Origin of the sequence: Streptococcus parasanguinis, assembly GCF_001069785.1 — a bacterium.
GTDB classification, from domain to species: domain Bacteria; phylum Bacillota; class Bacilli; order Lactobacillales; family Streptococcaceae; genus Streptococcus; species Streptococcus parasanguinis_T.
In genome coordinates, this window is record NZ_JVSR01000077.1 from 1 (window position 1) to 17,188 (window position 17,188).

Here is a 17,188-nt window from a genome sequence, read left to right on the forward strand (position 1 = left end):
AGAGAGTGGGACAGAAATCGGTAATTCGTTAGAATTCGATTTCGTCGTCCAACCTCCGCACAGTTGAGTAGGGCTGTAAAAGCTGATGAAATCAGCGTAGTAGAGCCCACTCAACYACTGCGTCTTRCWCGACAATCCAAAAATAATTGAGAGGCTAGGACTTTTGTCCCAGCCTCTTTCGTCTATTTTTCAAATTCCCTTTTTCGTTGCGATTAGTCACCCAAACCGATGCGTTCGAAGATTTCATCCACCCGTTTGGTGTAGTAAGTTGGGTTGAAGATTTCGTCGATCTCTTCTTGAGTGAGGCGTGAAGTCACTTCTGGATCTGCTTCGAGAAGTGGTTTGAAGTCGACTTGGTTATCCCATGATTGGGCAGTCTTCGGTTGAACAAGGTCGTAAGCTTGCTCACGTGTCATGCCTTTTTCAATCAAAGTCAACATGGCACGTTGGCTGAAGATCAAACCAAATGTAGAGTTCATGTTGCGGATCATGTTTTCTGGGAAGACAGTCAAGTTCTTAACGATGTTTCCGAAACGGTTGAGCATGTAGTCAATCAAGATGGTTGTGTCTGGTGCGATGATCCGCTCAGCTGATGAGTGAGAGATATCACGCTCATGCCAGAGTGACACATTTTCATAAGCTGTGACCATGTGGCCACGGATCACACGCGCAAGACCTGTCATGTTTTCAGAACCGATCGGGTTGCGCTTGTGAGGCATTGCTGAAGATCCTTTTTGACCTTTGGCAAAGAATTCTTCCACTTCACGTTGTTCAGATTTTTGCAGACCACGGATTTCAGTCGCCATCCGCTCGATAGAAGTTGCGATGCTAGCAAGAACTGCAAAGTACTCAGCGTGAAGGTCACGAGGAAGGACCTGTGTAGAGATTTCTTGAGCACGGATACCCAATTTGTCGCAGACGTATTTTTCAACGAATGGTGGAATGTTGGCAAAGTTACCAACCGCACCAGAAATCTTACCAGCTTCCACACCAGCAGCCGCATGCTCGAAACGCTCGATGTTGCGCTTCATTTCGCTGTACCAAGTCGCCAATTTCAGACCAAAAGTTGTAGGCTCAGCGTGCACACCGTGGGTACGACCCATCATGATAGTGAACTTGTGTTCTTTCGCTTTGTCAGCGATGATGTTGAGGAAGTTTTCAAGATCCTTGCGGATGATGTCGTTGGCTTGTTTGTAGAGGTAACCATAGGCCGTATCGACCACGTCAGTAGATGTCAACCCATAGTGAACCCACTTACGTTCTTCACCAAGCGTTTCAGAAACCGCACGTGTGAAGGCAACCACATCGTGACGAGTCTGTTGCTCGATTTCAAGAATACGGTCGATGTCAAAGTCTGATTTTTCACGAATCAAAGCCACATCTTCCTTAGGGATTTCTCCCAATTCAGCCCATGCCTCGTCAGCCAAGATTTCCACCTCAAGCCAAGCACGGTATTTATTTTCTTCAGTCCAAATGTTCGCCATTTCTGGGCGAGAGTATCGTTCGATCATGTTTTTATTTTCCTTTCTTTTGATGTTTCACATCAGTTAGCAACCAATAGTCATTTTATTCAAATTCTTCTTTCCCGATCCACACTGACGGATAGTGATCGAGTGTATTCAAATCCGTATCTAGAGGCAGATCATAGATGGCTAAATAGTTTTCAGGGTATTGAGAAGTCAGCTCTTCATACTTAGCTTTCACTTTTTCGTGATTGCTACTAGCATATAAGACTTCGACGACTGCTCCAGTTTTCTCTTTTTCAACAAAAGCATTGACAATGAGTTGAATCATAAAACCTCCTAAAGCGAAATGCCCTTCATATTTGCTTCCAGAATAGGCATCTTGACACCTAACTCTTGACCAGTCTGATAAACACTTTGACAACAATAGAAGATGTCCTGTTTATCATTGTGCAAAGTCATAATTTTTCGAGTCAGCTCATTTTTCGCAAACATGACTTTCATGGCTTTGCCGGCTATCCAAGCCGGAATTTTGTAGGGTAAGAGTTCTGCCTTATAAAGCTTCAAATTTACACCACGCGCTTCTACGACTTTCAAGGCTTCTCGAATGGCCTTGATAGCCAATGACAATTCCGAAGAACTATTCATCAAGTTCAAAGCCAGTTCTTCTGGGTTTTCCAGATTTCCCGAACGCGCAGCTGTCGAAGTGACACCTGCGTTAATCGCCATATGAATCCAAATCCACTCGACCATATCATGAGGTACTTCCCACTTCAAATCTGCAGAAGTCAGTAAATCCGTCAGATCAGCATAGTTAGAAATATGTGCTTTTTGCTCTCCCTCTAACATTAAATGGTCGAACAAAACACCATCCAAATGGTTCTCCTGCATGTGACCACCCGCTGTCGGAAAGGCCAAAATATAGTCGTAATCCCCTGCCCACTCTAGGACCTCTTCTCGAGTATCCCAGAAATTACAGAAGAAAACAAGGGTGCCTTTGATATGATTTTTTCGCAAGGTCTCCACAGCTTCTTTGATAAGCCCATGACGCACACTCAGAAAAATAAAATCATATTCTGAATCAGCTTCTGCCACATGAACCTCATAGGTGTCGTGTTTGTTTTCACCTTTGGAATGATAGCGACCATCTAGTAGATCAACCGACAACTCCTTCGGAGCTGTACTTTTCTTACTATCTCTCAGTACGTGTTCCACTTGATGGCCTGCTTTTTGAAAGGCGTAGGCATAAGTGGTCCCGATGACTCCAAGTCCTAGAATCGCTATTTTCACTTAAAAATCAATTCCTTTCCTTCAGTAGTTGTCTGGATTCTCTTGTTTAAGAAATGAGTTGAATCATATATTCCCCCCATTCAATATAAATACTATTCTTCCTCAGAATCTTCGTAAACACAAAATTCAATCGAAAGTTTTATAGGGCGACTTGTTAATCCACAAGTCTTTATATAATCATAGACCTCATCATCATCGAGGATATGCTTTATAACTAGTCGATTATTTGTTATCTCTACAACATGAATCCTTCTGTATCAGGAATTTCTGGAATCTCTACATCGTCCGCATAAGTAAATGTTAGAGTAGTAATGTCATCATCGAATACATCATCGAATTCTTCTACCATTTTAAAAATCAATCCCTTTCCCAAATTCAACCACATTATCTGGTTCATCACTAAACAAAGTCACATGTCCCATTTTGCGGTTGTGCTTTGCTTCTAGTTTACCATATAAGTGGAGGTGAGCGCTTGGATTTTCTGTCACATATATTTCAGCAGCCTCGACATGTTGGCCGAGAACATTGAGCATAACAGCTGGTGCATGAAGGTGAATTGCTGGGAGTGGTGCTCCGAGAACGCCCAAGATATGGGTATCAAACTGGGAGAAGTCGCAGGCTTCGATTGAGTAATGACCTGAGTTGTGTGGACGTGGCGCAATTTCGTTGACAATGATGTCATCAGCTGTCGCAAACATTTCTACACAAAGTGTACCAGAAAGGTTCAGTTGTTCTGCGATTCGCACTGCCATGACTTTGGCTTTTTCAGCTAGACTTTCTGAAATGCGAGCAGGCACAATGGTTTTTGAAAGAATGTTGTTGCGGTGGATATTTTCCTGAACGGGAAAGACTGTCACATCCTTGCCATTTCCAGACACGATGACTGAAATCTCAAGGTCAAAGTTGACAAATTCTTCCAAGACACAGTCTGCTGAATCGGCTAAAGTGTATGCTTCTTCCAAGTCTGCTTCTGAACGAATAACCTTTTGACCATGGCCATCGTAACCACCGGTCGCAGTCTTGAGGACATAATTTTTCGACAGGTCAATATCTGCCAAATCCTGGCTTGAGGTCACGACCTTGTAAGGAGCCACAGTGACTTGGGCCTTGTTAGAAAGAAAATCCTTCTCAAAGATTCGATTTTGAGAAATGCGGAGCAGGTCTGTTCCTTGAGGGAGTTGTCCTTCCTTGATAACAGCATCCAAACCGTCAGCATCCACATTTTCAAATTCATAAGTGAGAACATCACAGCAATCTGCCAACTGACGAAGGGCATCCACGTCGTCGTAAGGGGCCACGATGATTTCCGCCACGCGGGAGGCTGGACAATCAGCTGCTGGGTCCAAGGCGATGACCTTGTGACCCATGTAAATAGCAGAAATGGCCATCATCTGACCAAGCTGACCGCCACCGATGATGCCAATGGTTTTAGTTGAGCTCATTGGTAGACTCCTCTGCGATTTTTCCTTGTTCTTCTGCGAAATCCGCTAACGCTGTCGCAATAGCCTGGTCCTCTACTGAAAGAAGACGAAGGGCAAAGAGGGCTGCGTTTGTCGCTCCTGCTTCACCAATGGCCATTGTTGCCACAGGCACGCCACCCGGCATCTGAACGATAGAATAGAGCGAATCCACACCGCTAAGGGCACGTGATTTGACGGGTACCCCGATAACTGGAAGGGTTGTTTTAGCAGCAACCATACCTGGCAAGTGAGCAGCGCCACCCGCACCCGCGATGATGACCTTGATGCCACGGCTACGTGCTTCTTCCGCATGTTTGAACATGAGGTCTGGTGTCCGGTGAGCAGAGACAACTTTCTTTTCGTAAGCGACGCCGAAGTTGTCGAGGACTTCAGCAGCTTTTTGCATGGTTGCCCAGTCAGATTTTGAGCCCATGATGATGGAAATTACTGGTTTCATTTTTAATCCTTTTTCTTTTTTTGATAATGTTCTTAGGTGGTGGGGACGGAAGCAAACCTTCGGTTTCATTCCTAAACTTTGAGCCTAAGGTCTCAAAGTTTCCCCCGACCAGAACAGATGCTGTTCCGGTCTTTTCACCATGGCGACCATTATCGGGTTTAGCGACTTCGTCGCGCTATTCTTGTACTTCTACTTTATCGCCTTGCTACCGATATCATTTCGATAGAAGAGGCCTTCTGTGTTTTGTTTGTTGAGTTCGTTGTAGATAATGTTTTGGCCGTCTTTGACGGTATCTGCTGTTGTGACGAGCATGTAGACACGTCCTCCGTTTGAAAGGAGGTCTTGACTATTTTCAGCGAATTTGGCACCAGCATAGTAAGTAATTATGTCGCCCTCTGTCTTGGCTGGAAGCTTGACACCCTTCTCATAAGCGAGTGGGTAGCCGTTTGATGCTACAACTACGCCCAGTGTCACACCCTTGTCCGTCCAAGTAATGGCCGGCTCTTTGCCATCCAAAATATCAGTAATATTTTGTGCAAAATCAGATGTCAAACGAGGCAAGATAATTTGTGTTTCAGGATCGCCAAAACGAGAGTTGAACTCGATGACTTTCGGTCCATCAGCTGTCAAGATTAGCCCCGCGTAAAGGACACCAAGATACGGACGACCTTCTTTGATCATGCCTTCAAGAACTGGCTTAACAATGGTGTCAACCGCTGTGTCAACCACGCTCTGTGGCAAGTGAGGAACTGGCGCATAGGCACCCATCCCGCCAGTGTTAGGGCCTTTGTCGCCATCGTAGGCACGTTTGTGGTCCTGTGCCGTTGGCATAATGTAGAACTTATCACCATTGACAAAGGCAAAGAGAGAGAACTCTTCCCCGTCAAGGAATTCCTCGATGACCACGCGCGCGCCTGAATCACCGAATTTATTGTCCAAAAGCATCTCATGAGCGGCTTCAACTGCTTGCTCAACTGTCTCCGCAACGACGACACCTTTCCCAAGGGCCAAGCCATCTGCCTTGACGACGATTGGAGCGCCTTTTTCTTCGATGTAGGCCTTGGCTTCCTCGAAATCTGAAAAGGTTCCATAAGCTGCTGTCGGAACGTCGTATTTGACCATGATTTCCTTAGCAAAATCCTTAGACCACTCCAGCTCAGCTGCAGCCTTGGTCGGACCAAAAGCCTTGAGACCAGCTGCATTGAAATCACCCACGATACCAGCTGCAAGGGCATCATCTGGACCAATGAAGGTCCAAGCAACATCATTCGCTTTTGCGAAGTCAATCAGCTTAGAATGTTCGGAAATTCCGATATTGATCAAATCCAGACCGTCTAATCGCATCCCGTCATTACCAGGAGCCACAAAAACCTGCTCAACGTCTGTAGACTCCAACAATTTCTTGGCAATCGCATGCTCACGACCGCCAGATCCAACAACCAAAAGTTTCATCTCGAACCTCTTTTGCGAATTATTTTATTAAATTATATCATAATCGTTCGTTTTATTCTAATGATTTCAGCAAAAGTCTCCTATTCCCAGTAGAATCCAAACATTTTTTGCTATTTTCTCCTATTTCTCATTTTTTTCCGAATAGTATAGGTGAGACCTACTAATTGACGAAAAGGAGTATTATGCAAACGATCAAAAAATTTGTTGTACTGACTTGTGCGACATGGGGGATGCAAGCCTCTATTGCCCATGCAGATCAAGCGACCAATGCTATCTATGCCGAAAAAGGGCAGCTAGTGATTCATCTTGGAAACGTCCCGGATAAGTATCAAAAGATCCAAGTTCCCGTCTGGTCTGACCAAAATGGTCAAGATGACCTGATTTGGTATCCTGTGGAACGCAGTGACAAGGGATTTGACCTACAAGTGCCATTGACCAACCATTCTGATCAAGCCGGACTTTATCATGTCCATGTCTATGGGGTGGAGGCAAATGAGCAGCTAACCGGACTTTACCCTCTCACGACCAGAGTCCAGCAAAAAGACCTGGCTTCCTCCCAACCCAAGATTACGATCACACCCATCTCCTCACAAGAATTTGAGGTAGACCTAAAGTTGTTTGAAGACGTTGACGAGATTGTCTTCCCCATCTGGTCTGAAGAAAATGGGCAGGATGATCTGGTCTGGTATCCCGCAAAGAAGATAGCACCTGGACATTTCCAACTGCGCTTTCAGGCTCAAAAACACAAGGGAAATGGGCTATTTCATCTCCACGTCTATCAGAAAAGCCAAGGACAACTAAAAGGGCTATTCCCCACTACCTTTCAAGTAGAAAAAGCAAAGCCAAAGCTCACTCCACTCGCAACACACCCGGGAAATACCTACCCCATCGGTGAGTGTACCTGGGGAGCGAAAGAATTAGCCCCTTGGGCCCACAACTGGTGGGGAAATGGCGGCATGTGGGCAGCTAGTGCACGCGCTGCTGGATTCCGGACAGGAGACACTCCAGAGGTCGGTGCCATCGCCTGTTGGGATGATGGGGGATATGGGCACGTCGCCTTGGTTACGGATGTCGAACATGACCAAAAAATTCAGATCCAAGAGGCTAACTACAACGGCCATCGCTATATCGACAACTTCCGCGGTTGGTTCGATCCAACTAACCCCATCTGGGGAACCGTCACCTATATCTACCCCTATTAAGGTCTTCTTAACCAGCAGAAAAGACACTCATCGTTGAATGAGTGCCTTTTTTGATTAATGTCTGAAATGTCTCACGCCTGTGAAGATCATGGTCAAGCCGTATTTATCAGCCGCTTCAATTGACTCTTTGTCACGGACTGATCCACCTGGTTGGATGATCGCTTTAATCCCTGCTTTGGCAATTTCTTCCACATTATCTGCAAATGGGAAGAAGGCATCTGAAGCAAGAACAGCACCATCAAGACGGTCTTTAGCTTGGTCAATAGCAATACGAACTGAAGCCACACGGTTAGTTTGACCAGGGCCAACACCAAGTGTCATATGGTCATTGGTCACGATGATCCCATTTGATTTGACGTACTTGATCGCTTTCCAAGCAAACTCAAGAGCTGTCGCTTCTGTCTCCGTTGGTTGGCGTTTCGTCACCACTTGCCAGTCAGCTGGGCTTTCTTTCACCACGTCTTGGTTTTGAACGAGGAGACCACCAACAACACCAGTGTATTCTGCTTCCACTTCACTAGCATCTTGAGCGTCAAATGGCAATTCAAGGATCCGCAAGTTTTTCTTCTTGGTTGTCAAGATTTCAAGCGCTTCATCTGTGTAGCTTGGTGCAATGATGATTTCGAGGAAAACACCGTGCATTTTTTGAGCTGTCGCAGCGTCTACCTCACGGTTGAGAACGACGATTCCACCAAAAATGGAGACTGGGTCAGACTCATAAGCGTAGTCCCAAGCAGTTTCAATATCGTCAGCTTGACCAATCCCACATGGATTCATGTGTTTCAGGGCCACAACGGTTGGACGGTCTTTGAAATCACGGATGATCCGGATAGCGGCATCAGCATCACGGATATTGTTGAAGGACAATTCTTTACCGTTCAGCTGTTTAGCGGATGCAATGGAGTAAGCCGTTGGCAAAGCTTTTTGGTAGAAGTCTGCGTCTTGTTGAGGGTTTTCCCCGTAACGCATTGGTTGCTTAAGGTCATAGGTCAAAGTGAGTTTTTCAGGTTTTTCTTCACCCACTTGAGCAGTGAAATATTCTGCGATCAAAGCATCATAGGCTGCCGTGTGACGGAAGACTTTAGCTGCCAAACATTGGCGAGTTTCGTAACTTGTTTCGCCCTTGGCTGCTAATTCGTCCAAAACCACAGCATAGTCAGCCGGATCTACCACAACTGTTACGCTAGCGTGGTTTTTAGCTGCTGAACGAAGCATAGATGGCCCACCAATATCGATGTTTTCAACCGCATCCGCGTAAGTCACGTCTGGTTTAAGGATGGTTTCCTTGAATGGGTAAAGGTTTACCACCACAAGGTCGATCAACTCAATCTTGTTGTCCTTAGCAGCCTCTAGGTGGCTATCGAGGTCACGACGAGCGAGGAGACCACCGTGGATATTTGGGTGGAGAGTCTTCACACGACCGTCCATCATTTCTGGGAAACCAGTCACATCGTCAATGGCAATAGTGTCTACTCCAGCATTATCAAGGGCAACTTTAGTACCACCTGTTGAGATAATGTCCCAACCAAGTTTTTTGAGTTCTTGGGCAAATTCAACAATGCCCGCTTTGTCTGAAACACTAATTAGTGCGCGTTTAGTCATTTTCTTTCTTTTCCTTTTTTAAAAAAGTTCTTTATCAGCTACAGTCGAAAATGTTTTTTCCGATCAATGGCTTCCTTATTTTCGTGCTACTCCCAAACGTTCCAAGACTTCTGGATAGAGTTTGTACTCTGTTTCGTGGATGCGAGTTTCAAAAGTATCAAGGGTATCCCCTTCAAGGCGTGGCACACGGACTTGTTTGATGACCTTCCCAGTATCAACGCCAGAATCCACCCAGTGAATGGTCACACCGCTCTCAGCAACGCCTGCATTCCAAGCATCCTCAATACCATGAGCACCTGGAAATTCAGGGAGATAAGCTGGGTGAATATTGATGATACGGCCTTCATAAGCTGCTAGCAAGGTGGGGCCAACGATTTTCATATAACCGGCCAAACAAACCAAATCAATCTGGTGTTCATCCAAGAATTTGACGATAGCTTCTTCATAAGCTACTTTATTGTCAAATTCCTTGAGTTCAAAGGCATGGCTCACCACGCCAAGGTTTTTAGCACGTTCTAAGACATAGGCATCCCGATGATCTGAAAAGACAAATTCTACCGGAAATTGTTCCGCAATCACCTGAAAGTTTGAGCCGTTGCCAGAGGCAAAAACAGCAATTTTCATATTCGATACAAAGGGACGTTTCGGCTAGCCGAACAGTTTCGTAGAAAAATAGGAAATCATTGCTGGGTGCTTGCACACAAAATGATTTCTCTTTTTTCCTAGAAAATGAGTCCCGTGTTCAGTTAGGCTTGCTAACTAAACATTCCTTTCTACAATTTCTCCGTATAAAATGGTGATAGCACCATTATTTAATCACCACACTTGCGCCATCTTTCTTCACAATACGACCAATTTCATAAACAGGTTCGTCAAGAAGTTCTTTGACACGTTCCACATTTTCTGGTTTCACTGCAAGCATGAGACCAATCCCCATGTTGAAGATTTCAAACATTTCTTCATGTTTGATTTGGCCATATTTTTCAAGGGCTTTGAAAATTGGAAGAACTGGCACTTTGCTTTCGTCAATTTCAGCAGCCAAGTCATCTGAGAACATCCGTGGTACATTTTCGATGAAACCACCACCTGTGATGTGGGCAATTCCGTTGACCAATTCTTCTTTGATGAGTGGCAAAGCTGCTTTGACGTAGATACGAGTTGGTTCCAAAAGAACGTCTTTAAGTTTCTTCCCTTCCAATTCTGGAAGAACTTCTTCACCTGTGTAATCCGCAAAGACACGACGAACAAGTGAGTAACCATTTGAGTGGATACCGCTTGAAGCAAGTCCAAGAATCACATCCCCTTCAGCTACTTTTGAACCGTCAATGATTTGAGATTTTTCTGCAACACCGACAGCAAACCCAGCCAAATCATAGTCATCTTCACCATACATACCAGGCATTTCAGCCGTTTCCCCACCGATAAGGGCTGCACCAGCCTGCACACACCCTTCTGCAACACCAGCAACGACTTGCTCTAATTTAGCAGGTTCATTTTTACCAGTTGCAATATAGTCAAGGAAGTAAAGGGGCTCCGCACCTGCAGCGATGATATCGTTAACACACATAGCGACACAATCTTGACCGATCGTATCGTGTTTGTCATACTTGATAGCTAGCATCAACTTGGTACCAACACCATCTGTACCTGAAATCAAAACAGGCTCTTTGACACCTGTTTTTGAAAGGTCGAACATACCACCGAAGCCACCGAGAGCTCCCATAACACCTGCACGTTCCGTACGAGCCACATGTTTTTTGATCCGTTCAACAACTTCATAACCTGCTTCAACGTCTACGCCAGATTGGGCATACGCATTTTTAGACATAATCCTTCTCCTTTTGCTTTTCATTCCAAGTATCAATAAACACCTTTTCAAATTCATCTATTTGTTGAAGATTTTCTAATAGAAAGTCAATGAGGGTTTGAGTTGATCCTGTTAACAATAAATTTTCTTCTGAAGCATCAAAATTTAGAAATTTATTAGAAGTATTAAAACCATCTTTACTATATTTATCAACAGTCAAAAGTTTAAATTGCTGAGACTGTAAGTCTGTTAAATTTTTTTTATATATTGATAAATAAACAACTGCCTGAAAATTACTGTACGTTATCTCATAAAAATAGGCTGACCCAGTGGACCATTCAGTATTGTCCTCTTTAACAACATTGTCAATAAAATTATCTAATCGTCTCGTTCTAAAGCGTAAATAAGTTTTTGAACAATATTTTTCATCAAAAATTAAACTTCCCTGTTCATTCAGATCATTTAAAACACCGACTAATTTTTCACGAAACATCTGCGTATCAGGCCTGTTTTCAAAAATAAGATCTAAAACTTCTTTATATTTAAAATAAATTTCAGCACTTAATTCTTTTAATTCTATATCATTCAAAATATTTCTCCTAATATTATCATTGTACTCTTTAAGAATGTAAGAAACTTTCTCATTATCAATCTCATCCACATACAATTCTTCTACTATATCTGAAATATCTTGATATGAAAGTAAACGCCAAAATCGCTTTTCCTCAGCATCAGCATCTATCGGTTCATCACCATTTGGTGTCAGATAAATATATATATTACGATAGCCAGCATAAGAGTTTTCGATAAATTTTCGATATTTTCTCAACTGATTGTCGTGGTCAGAGGTAAAAGTTTTATTTTCAATAACTAAATTTATTCTATGTTCTTTATTTGTATACAGAACATCAATATTACTTTTACTTTCTCTATATACTTCCGCTTTTGAGAAATCTTTCAATATTATTTCGGCCGGTTTAATTGTTGCAAAAAATAGATTGTTATCAATCACCTTCATCAATATTTTCTTGAAAAATTTATCTCCCAAATTATGACTTTCTCTAGGATCAAGCAACCATGCTAAAATTCGACTATGACGAATTTCAGCGCTAGTTATCCCCAATATCTCAAAAATATTGACTCCGGTTAACCATCTTGAAAAATCTTTTTCCGAATTTTTTTCAAGATACAATAAAAACTCAGTAATTTTATTTTCTATTTCCACCACAACCCCCTTCTAATAGAAAGAAGTATGTTCTTTCAAACTTTCCACATAGCGTTCTTCGTAGTCATACAAAGGTGTTGGATATTTTCCATCAAAGTAAGCCACACAAAGACCGCCATTTGGGGCATCTGTATCGATTCCAATAGAATCAATCAAGCCATCGATTGACAAATACGTCAAGCTATCTGCACCAATGATATCGCGTGTTTCCTCTACTGTATGATTGGCAGCAATCAATTCCTTACGTGTTTGAATATCGATCCCGTAGAAACATGGGTAGGCAAGGGCTGGGCTACCGATTGCTACGTGGACCTCTGTAGCTCCTGCTTCTTTCAATAACTTCACAATTCGACGTGATGTTGTCCCACGTACGATAGAATCATCGATCATGACAACCCGTTTGCCTTTCACGACACCGGATACGGCAGAGAGCTTCATCCGAACCCCTTGCTCACGTAGTTCTTGTGTTGGTTGAATAAAGGTCCGTTGGGTATATTGGTTTTTAATCAAGCCCATTTCATTTGGTAGGCCAGATTCTTCCGCAAATCCCATGGCTGCACTAAGTGAAGAGTTCGGTACACCGACCACAATATCTGCTTCATGTTTGAATTCACGTGCCAATTGAGCCCCCATACGTTTACGTGCTGTATGGACATTGACCCCTTGGATATTGGAGTCCGGACGGGCAAAGTAGATATACTCCATCGAACAAACAGCCAATTGGGTGTCCGTTGTATAGTTATCGTAAGTGATGCCATTATCATCAATGATCACGACTTCACCCGGATTTACATCCCGAATCCACTCTGCTCCAACCACTTCAAAGGCACAGGTTTCAGATGAAACCACGATAGCTCCGTTGGCCATTTTCCCAATCGAAAGAGGACGGAAACCATTTGGATCCAAGGCCGCAATCAGCTTATCTTCCAGCATGAGAAGGTAAGCAAATCCACCTTTCACCGTATTCAAGGCTTCTTTCACCTTACCCATGAAAGAAGGGTTGTGGCTCCGACGAATCAAGTGGGCCAAGATTTCTGAATCAGAAGTTGAGCTAAAGATCGCTCCGTTATTTTCCAACTCCCGTTTGAGGGACTTAGCATTGGTCAAATTCCCGTTGTGGGCTAGTCCAAACTGGGTATCATGAAAGCGAAAGAGGAAGGGCTGGATGTTATCCACCGAAGCTTCCCCAGCTGTCGCATAGCGAACATGGCCAATCGCTCCCGTTCCTGTTAACTTATCCAAGTTAGCAGGATTTCGAAATACTTCTGAGAGAAGACCCGTATCACGATACCGTTTTAGTTGACCCGCATCATTCGAAAGGATCCCCGCCCCTTCTTGACCACGGTGTTGAAGACTGTGTAATCCGAAATAAGTCAGTTTTGCAGCATCTGGGTGTCCCCAGATCCCAAAAATACCACATTCTTCATTAAGAGATTTAACTTCGTATGTCATTTTGTATACCTTTTATTTTCCAGTGAAGTATTTAACCGCTGATGCAAAGAGATGTTGGTCTTTATTTCCTGGAATATTTTGGAAGAGACCATCTTCGAAACGTTCTGAGTGACCCATCTTACCAATAATTTGACCGTTCTTACTTGTGATACCTTCGATAGCATTTACAGATCCGTTAGGATTATATTTAGAATCCATGCTTGGTTTACCTTCGAAGTCAACATATTGGGTAAAGATTTGACCATTGTCACGAAGCTCTGCGAATTCCTCAGCTGTCACGACAAATTTACCTTCACCGTGTGATACTGGAATGGCATGGATGTCACCAACTTCTACTCCGGCAAGCCATGGTGAATTCGTGTTGGCAATCCGTGTTTCCACCATTTTAGCCACGTGTTGGTTGGCATCATTGTAGAAGAGGGTTGGACTCATGCTGCTTGCATCTTCAAAGTTACCATATGGAAGAAGACCTGATTTAACAAGAGCTTGGAATCCATTACAGATACCGATGATCAAGCCACCGCGTTCAATGAAGTGATCAATGGCTGCACGCACTTTTTCATTCAGCAAGATGTTCACGATGAATTTAGCTGATCCATCTGGTTCATCCGCTGCTGAGAAGCCACCTGCAAAGAAGATAATGTTAGCTTTTTCGATATTGTCAACCATAGTGTCAACAGACTTGACAATAGCTTCTTCATTCAGTGTGACAAATGGTACCAAGTTGACTTTTGCCCCTTCTTTTTCAAAGGCCTTAGCTGAATCGTACTCAGAGTTAGTACCTGGGAATACTGGGATATAAACCACTGGTGTATCAACTGTTTCTTTAGCTTTGATCACAGCATCTGATGCCACAGCTGGTACTTCTTCCAACTCAGTTGCCTGTGCAAATTCCGTTGGGTAAACTTCTTCCAATTTACTTTGGAAAGCACTGTCAAGTTTGTGTCCATCAAGCGTTACACCATTGACAGTAAGTGTAAAGTCAGCTACTGTTTGTCCGATCTTAGCAACACCTGCAATGTCTTCAGGCGATGCGAAGACGAATCCACCCAATTGGGCTGTCAAGCTAGTGTCAAGGTCATCTAATTCAACGTTTGCTCCGATATGGTTCCCAAAGGTTGCAAGGGCAAGAGCTTCAAGGACACCACCATATTTGACAGCTGATGCTGCTGTTACTTTGTGATCAGCTTGGATGGCTTCAAATTGAGCAAAGTTAGACTTGATAAGATCAAAGTCAATTTCTTGTGCCAAAGCTTGACCTGGGATGTAATAGATATTTTCACCAGTAGCTTTAAATTCTTGAGAAAGGACCTTACGGCTATCTGCAGTTGTCACCCCAAAAGCAACCAAGGTTGGTGGTACTGTCAATTCTTCAAAGGTACCAGACATCGAGTCTTTCCCACCGATAGATGGCAAACCAAGTTGAATCTGAGCTTCAATGGATCCAAGAAGAGCTGCTACTGGTTGACCAAAACGCTCTGCTTGTTTATCCATCCGCTCGAAGTATTCTTGATAAGAGAAGCGAGCCTTAGACCAGTTTGCACCAGCAGCAACCAAACGAGCGGTTGCTTCGATGACCGCATAGGCAGCACCATGATATGGAGACCATTCTGCTACATAAGGGTTGAATCCTTGCGCCATAACAGAAGCGGTTGTTGTCACGCCATGTTGGACTGGTAATTTCTGTACAGAAGCTTCCGTTGGTGTGATTTGGTAGCGACCACCAAGTGGGTGATTGACTGTTGAACGACCAACTGAGCTATCAAAGATGGTTTGTAACCCTTTTTGACTGGCATGGTTCAAGTCAGCCAAGACCTCAAGAGTATCCGCTTCAAGGGTTTCAGCAGATGTTTGACGTTCTTCTGGAAGCTTGACATCCTTGTCAACCACCTTAGCATCTACAACCACACGTACACCGTTTGTATCAAGGAAACGACGTTCCAAATCAACGATTGTTTCACCATTCCAGTGCATGACAAGATTTGGTTTCTCCGTTACTGTTGCAACGACAACAGCATCAATATTTTCTTTGTTACATTCAGCAACGAAGGCGTCTACATCTTCTGGACGAACCACCACAGCCATCCGTTCTTGAGACTCAGAAATGGCAATTTCTGTACCGTTCAAACCTTGGTATTTCAATGGCACTTTGTCTAAATCAATTTCAAGACCATCTGCCAATTCACCGATAGCCACACAGACACCACCAGCACCAAAGTCATTTGATTTTTTGATCAGACGCGTCACTTCCCCATTACGGAAAAGACGTTGAATCTTACGTTCTTCGATGGCGTTCCCTTTTTGAACCTCAGCACCAGCTGTTTCAACAGATTCAACCGTTTGAACTTTAGAAGAACCTGTCGCACCACCGACACCGTCACGTCCAGTTTTACCACCGAGCAAGATAATCACATCACCTGCTTCAGGTTTTTCACGGACCACATTTTCCTTAGGAGCCGCACCGACAACTGCACCTAGCTCCATACGTTTTGCAACGAAACCTGGGTGGAAGTATTCTCGAACATAGGTTGTGGCAAGACCAATTTGGTTACCGTATGAAGAATAACCGTGAGCTGCTGTTTTAGAAATCACTTGTTGCGGCAATTTACCAGCGCGGGTTTCTGAAATTGGAGCTGTAATATCACCAGCACCTGAGATACGCATGGCTTGGTAAACGTATGAACGACCTGACAATGGGTCACGAATGGCACCACCGATACAAGTAGCCGCTCCACCAAATGGTTCGATTTCCGTTGGGTGGTTGTGCGTTTCGTTCTTGAACATGAGAAGCCATGGTTCTTTGACACCATTGACATCCACTTCAATTTCAACTGAGCAGGCATTGATTTCATCAGACACTTCCATGTCATCCGAACGACCATTAGCACGCTCATAACGGCCAAAAATAGTCGCCATATCCATCAAGGTTTGAGGTTTTTCGGTACGTCCCAACTCATCACGCATGGCAATATACTTGTCATAAGTCGCTTGCAATTGTTTTTCAAATTTAGAAGCTGAGAAGTCGATGTTTTTCAACTCAGTTTCGAAAGTTGTGTGACGGCAGTGGTCAGACCAATAAGTATCCAAAACCTTCAACTCAGTCTCAGTTGGTACACGTCCAATGGATTTGAAGTAATCTTGAATGAAGAGAAGGTCATCCACTTCCATTGCCAATCCTTGCTCAGCCTTATACTGTGCAAAATCTTCTGCCGTATACCTTTCAAAGAAATCCAAGCTTGGAATGGTCTTGTCAGACTCAGAGAAATCCTGTTTCGCAATGCCAACAGTGATATCTTTGAAACGAGAATCCACTGGGTTCAAAAGGTAGTTTTTAACAGCTTCCAACTCATTCGCATCGATATCCTTGTTAACCAAGTACAATTGCGCTGTATTCACTGTTACGTCATTTGAACTACCAAGCAAAAGCAAAGCTTCTTGTGAAGATGCCGCACGTTGGTCAAATTGACCAGGCAAGCTTTCGATCGCAAAGAAAGCATATTTCTCAAGATCAGCCTGAACCGTAGCTTCTTCCAAAACAGTATCTGTCACTTGCTCAGAGAAGATATGTTTTTCCGCACGCGCAAACAAGTCCTCTGCCAAACCAAAGACATCGTAAACTTGAACAATCCGAAGATCATTCAAGGTTTTCAACTGAAGATTATGCTGCAATTCTTTTACTAAAGAGTCCGATTTCACACGAAAATCAGCTTTTTTCTCAACGAAAATACGTTTATCCATTTTAGTTCCTTTATTTCTATTCAAACATGTTATCGAAGAC

Annotated in this window: 13 protein-coding genes and 1 pseudogene; 1 reads left to right on the plus strand and 13 read right to left on the minus strand. The window is 43.6% G+C overall.

Annotated elements, in window-relative coordinates:
* Nucleotides 1-212: 212 nt before the first annotated feature.
* The 7 genes and pseudogenes from purB to purD form a co-directional block, all read right to left on the minus strand.
* Nucleotides 213-1,511: an adenylosuccinate lyase gene (gene purB / locus ADG03_RS06700; protein WP_049473301.1), complete on the minus strand. Its 1,299-nt coding sequence runs from the start codon at nt 1,509-1,511 to the stop codon at nt 213-215.
* A 55-nt stretch (nt 1,512-1,566) separates the two neighbouring features.
* The gene (locus ADG03_RS06705; protein WP_049473300.1) at nt 1,567-1,794 is read right to left on the minus strand and encodes a hypothetical protein; all 228 of its coding nucleotides are present in this window, start codon (nt 1,792-1,794) and stop codon (nt 1,567-1,569) included.
* An 8-nt stretch (nt 1,795-1,802) separates the two neighbouring features.
* Nucleotides 1,803-2,753, minus strand: coding sequence for a ketopantoate reductase family protein (locus ADG03_RS06710; protein WP_049473299.1), 951 nt, complete (start codon nt 2,751-2,753; stop codon nt 1,803-1,805).
* 92 nt (nt 2,754-2,845) lie between these two features.
* Nucleotides 2,846-3,102 (minus strand): annotated as a pseudogene (locus ADG03_RS06715) (hypothetical protein).
* A gap of 1 nt (nt 3,103) precedes the next feature.
* A complete protein-coding gene (gene purK, locus ADG03_RS06720) occupies nt 3,104-4,195 on the minus strand; it encodes a 5-(carboxyamino)imidazole ribonucleotide synthase (protein ID WP_049473298.1) in 1,092 nt (363 codons plus the stop codon).
* The gene (purE, locus tag ADG03_RS06725; protein WP_003015335.1) at nt 4,182-4,670 is read right to left on the minus strand and encodes a 5-(carboxyamino)imidazole ribonucleotide mutase; all 489 of its coding nucleotides are present in this window, start codon (nt 4,668-4,670) and stop codon (nt 4,182-4,184) included. Before purE ends, purK begins: the two co-directional genes overlap by 14 nt.
* A 189-nt stretch (nt 4,671-4,859) precedes the next feature.
* Nucleotides 4,860-6,122, minus strand: a complete 1,263-nt coding sequence (gene purD / locus ADG03_RS06730) for a phosphoribosylamine--glycine ligase (protein WP_049473297.1) — start codon at nt 6,120-6,122, stop codon at nt 4,860-4,862.
* 182 nt (nt 6,123-6,304) lie between these two features.
* Between purD and ADG03_RS06735 the strand changes: the two genes are divergently transcribed.
* Nucleotides 6,305-7,324: a GBS Bsp-like repeat-containing protein gene (locus ADG03_RS06735; RefSeq protein WP_049473296.1), complete on the plus strand. Its 1,020-nt coding sequence runs from the start codon at nt 6,305-6,307 to the stop codon at nt 7,322-7,324.
* A 54-nt stretch (nt 7,325-7,378) separates the two neighbouring features.
* On the opposite strand, the gene purH is transcribed toward ADG03_RS06735, so the two are convergent.
* The 6 genes from purH to ADG03_RS06765 form a co-directional block, all read right to left on the minus strand.
* The gene (gene purH, locus ADG03_RS06740) at nt 7,379-8,926 is read right to left on the minus strand and encodes a bifunctional phosphoribosylaminoimidazolecarboxamide formyltransferase/IMP cyclohydrolase (RefSeq protein WP_049473295.1); all 1,548 of its coding nucleotides are present in this window, start codon (nt 8,924-8,926) and stop codon (nt 7,379-7,381) included.
* A 75-nt stretch (nt 8,927-9,001) separates the two neighbouring features.
* Nucleotides 9,002-9,550, minus strand: coding sequence for a phosphoribosylglycinamide formyltransferase (gene purN / locus ADG03_RS06745; RefSeq protein WP_049473294.1), 549 nt, complete (start codon nt 9,548-9,550; stop codon nt 9,002-9,004).
* Between the two features lie 184 nt (nt 9,551-9,734).
* Nucleotides 9,735-10,757 (minus strand): phosphoribosylformylglycinamidine cyclo-ligase, encoded by a 1,023-nt coding sequence (gene purM / locus ADG03_RS06750; RefSeq protein WP_192832146.1) that lies wholly within the window; start codon nt 10,755-10,757, stop codon nt 9,735-9,737.
* A complete protein-coding gene (locus tag ADG03_RS06755; RefSeq protein ID WP_049520973.1) occupies nt 10,747-11,958 on the minus strand; it encodes a PDDEXK-like family protein in 1,212 nt (403 codons plus the stop codon). The genes purM and ADG03_RS06755 overlap by 11 nt, the downstream gene beginning before the upstream one ends.
* A gap of 12 nt (nt 11,959-11,970) precedes the next feature.
* Entirely contained in the window at nt 11,971-13,410 is a 1,440-nt protein-coding gene (gene purF, locus ADG03_RS06760; protein ID WP_003009289.1) for an amidophosphoribosyltransferase, read from the minus strand.
* 12 nt (nt 13,411-13,422) lie between these two features.
* Complete coding sequence (locus ADG03_RS06765; protein WP_049473292.1) at nt 13,423-17,148, minus strand: phosphoribosylformylglycinamidine synthase; 3,726 nt, start codon at nt 17,146-17,148, stop codon at nt 13,423-13,425.
* Between the last annotated feature and the right edge of the window lie 40 nt (nt 17,149-17,188).

Bases quoted from the DNA above. Each gene is read 5' to 3' on its own strand.
- purF (WP_003009289.1), bottom strand. From the start codon at position 13,410: ATGACATACGAAGTTAAATCTCTTAATGAAGAATGTGGTATTTTTGGG.
- purN (WP_049473294.1), bottom strand. From the start codon at position 9,550: ATGAAAATTGCTGTTTTTGCCTCTGGCAACGGCTCAAACTTTCAGGTG.
- ADG03_RS06705 (WP_049473300.1), bottom strand. From the start codon at position 1,794: ATGATTCAACTCATTGTCAATGCTTTTGTTGAAAAAGAGAAAACTGGA.
- purK (WP_049473298.1), bottom strand. From the start codon at position 4,195: ATGAGCTCAACTAAAACCATTGGCATCATCGGTGGCGGTCAGCTTGGT.
- purE (WP_003015335.1), bottom strand. From the start codon at position 4,670: ATGAAACCAGTAATTTCCATCATCATGGGCTCAAAATCTGACTGGGCA.
- ADG03_RS06735 (WP_049473296.1), top strand. From the start codon at position 6,305: ATGCAAACGATCAAAAAATTTGTTGTACTGACTTGTGCGACATGGGGG.
- purH (WP_049473295.1), bottom strand. From the start codon at position 8,926: ATGACTAAACGCGCACTAATTAGTGTTTCAGACAAAGCGGGCATTGTT.
- ADG03_RS06765 (WP_049473292.1), bottom strand. From the start codon at position 17,148: ATGGATAAACGTATTTTCGTTGAGAAAAAAGCTGATTTTCGTGTGAAA.
- purB (WP_049473301.1), bottom strand. From the start codon at position 1,511: ATGATCGAACGATACTCTCGCCCAGAAATGGCGAACATTTGGACTGAA.
- purD (WP_049473297.1), bottom strand. From the start codon at position 6,122: ATGAAACTTTTGGTTGTTGGATCTGGCGGTCGTGAGCATGCGATTGCC.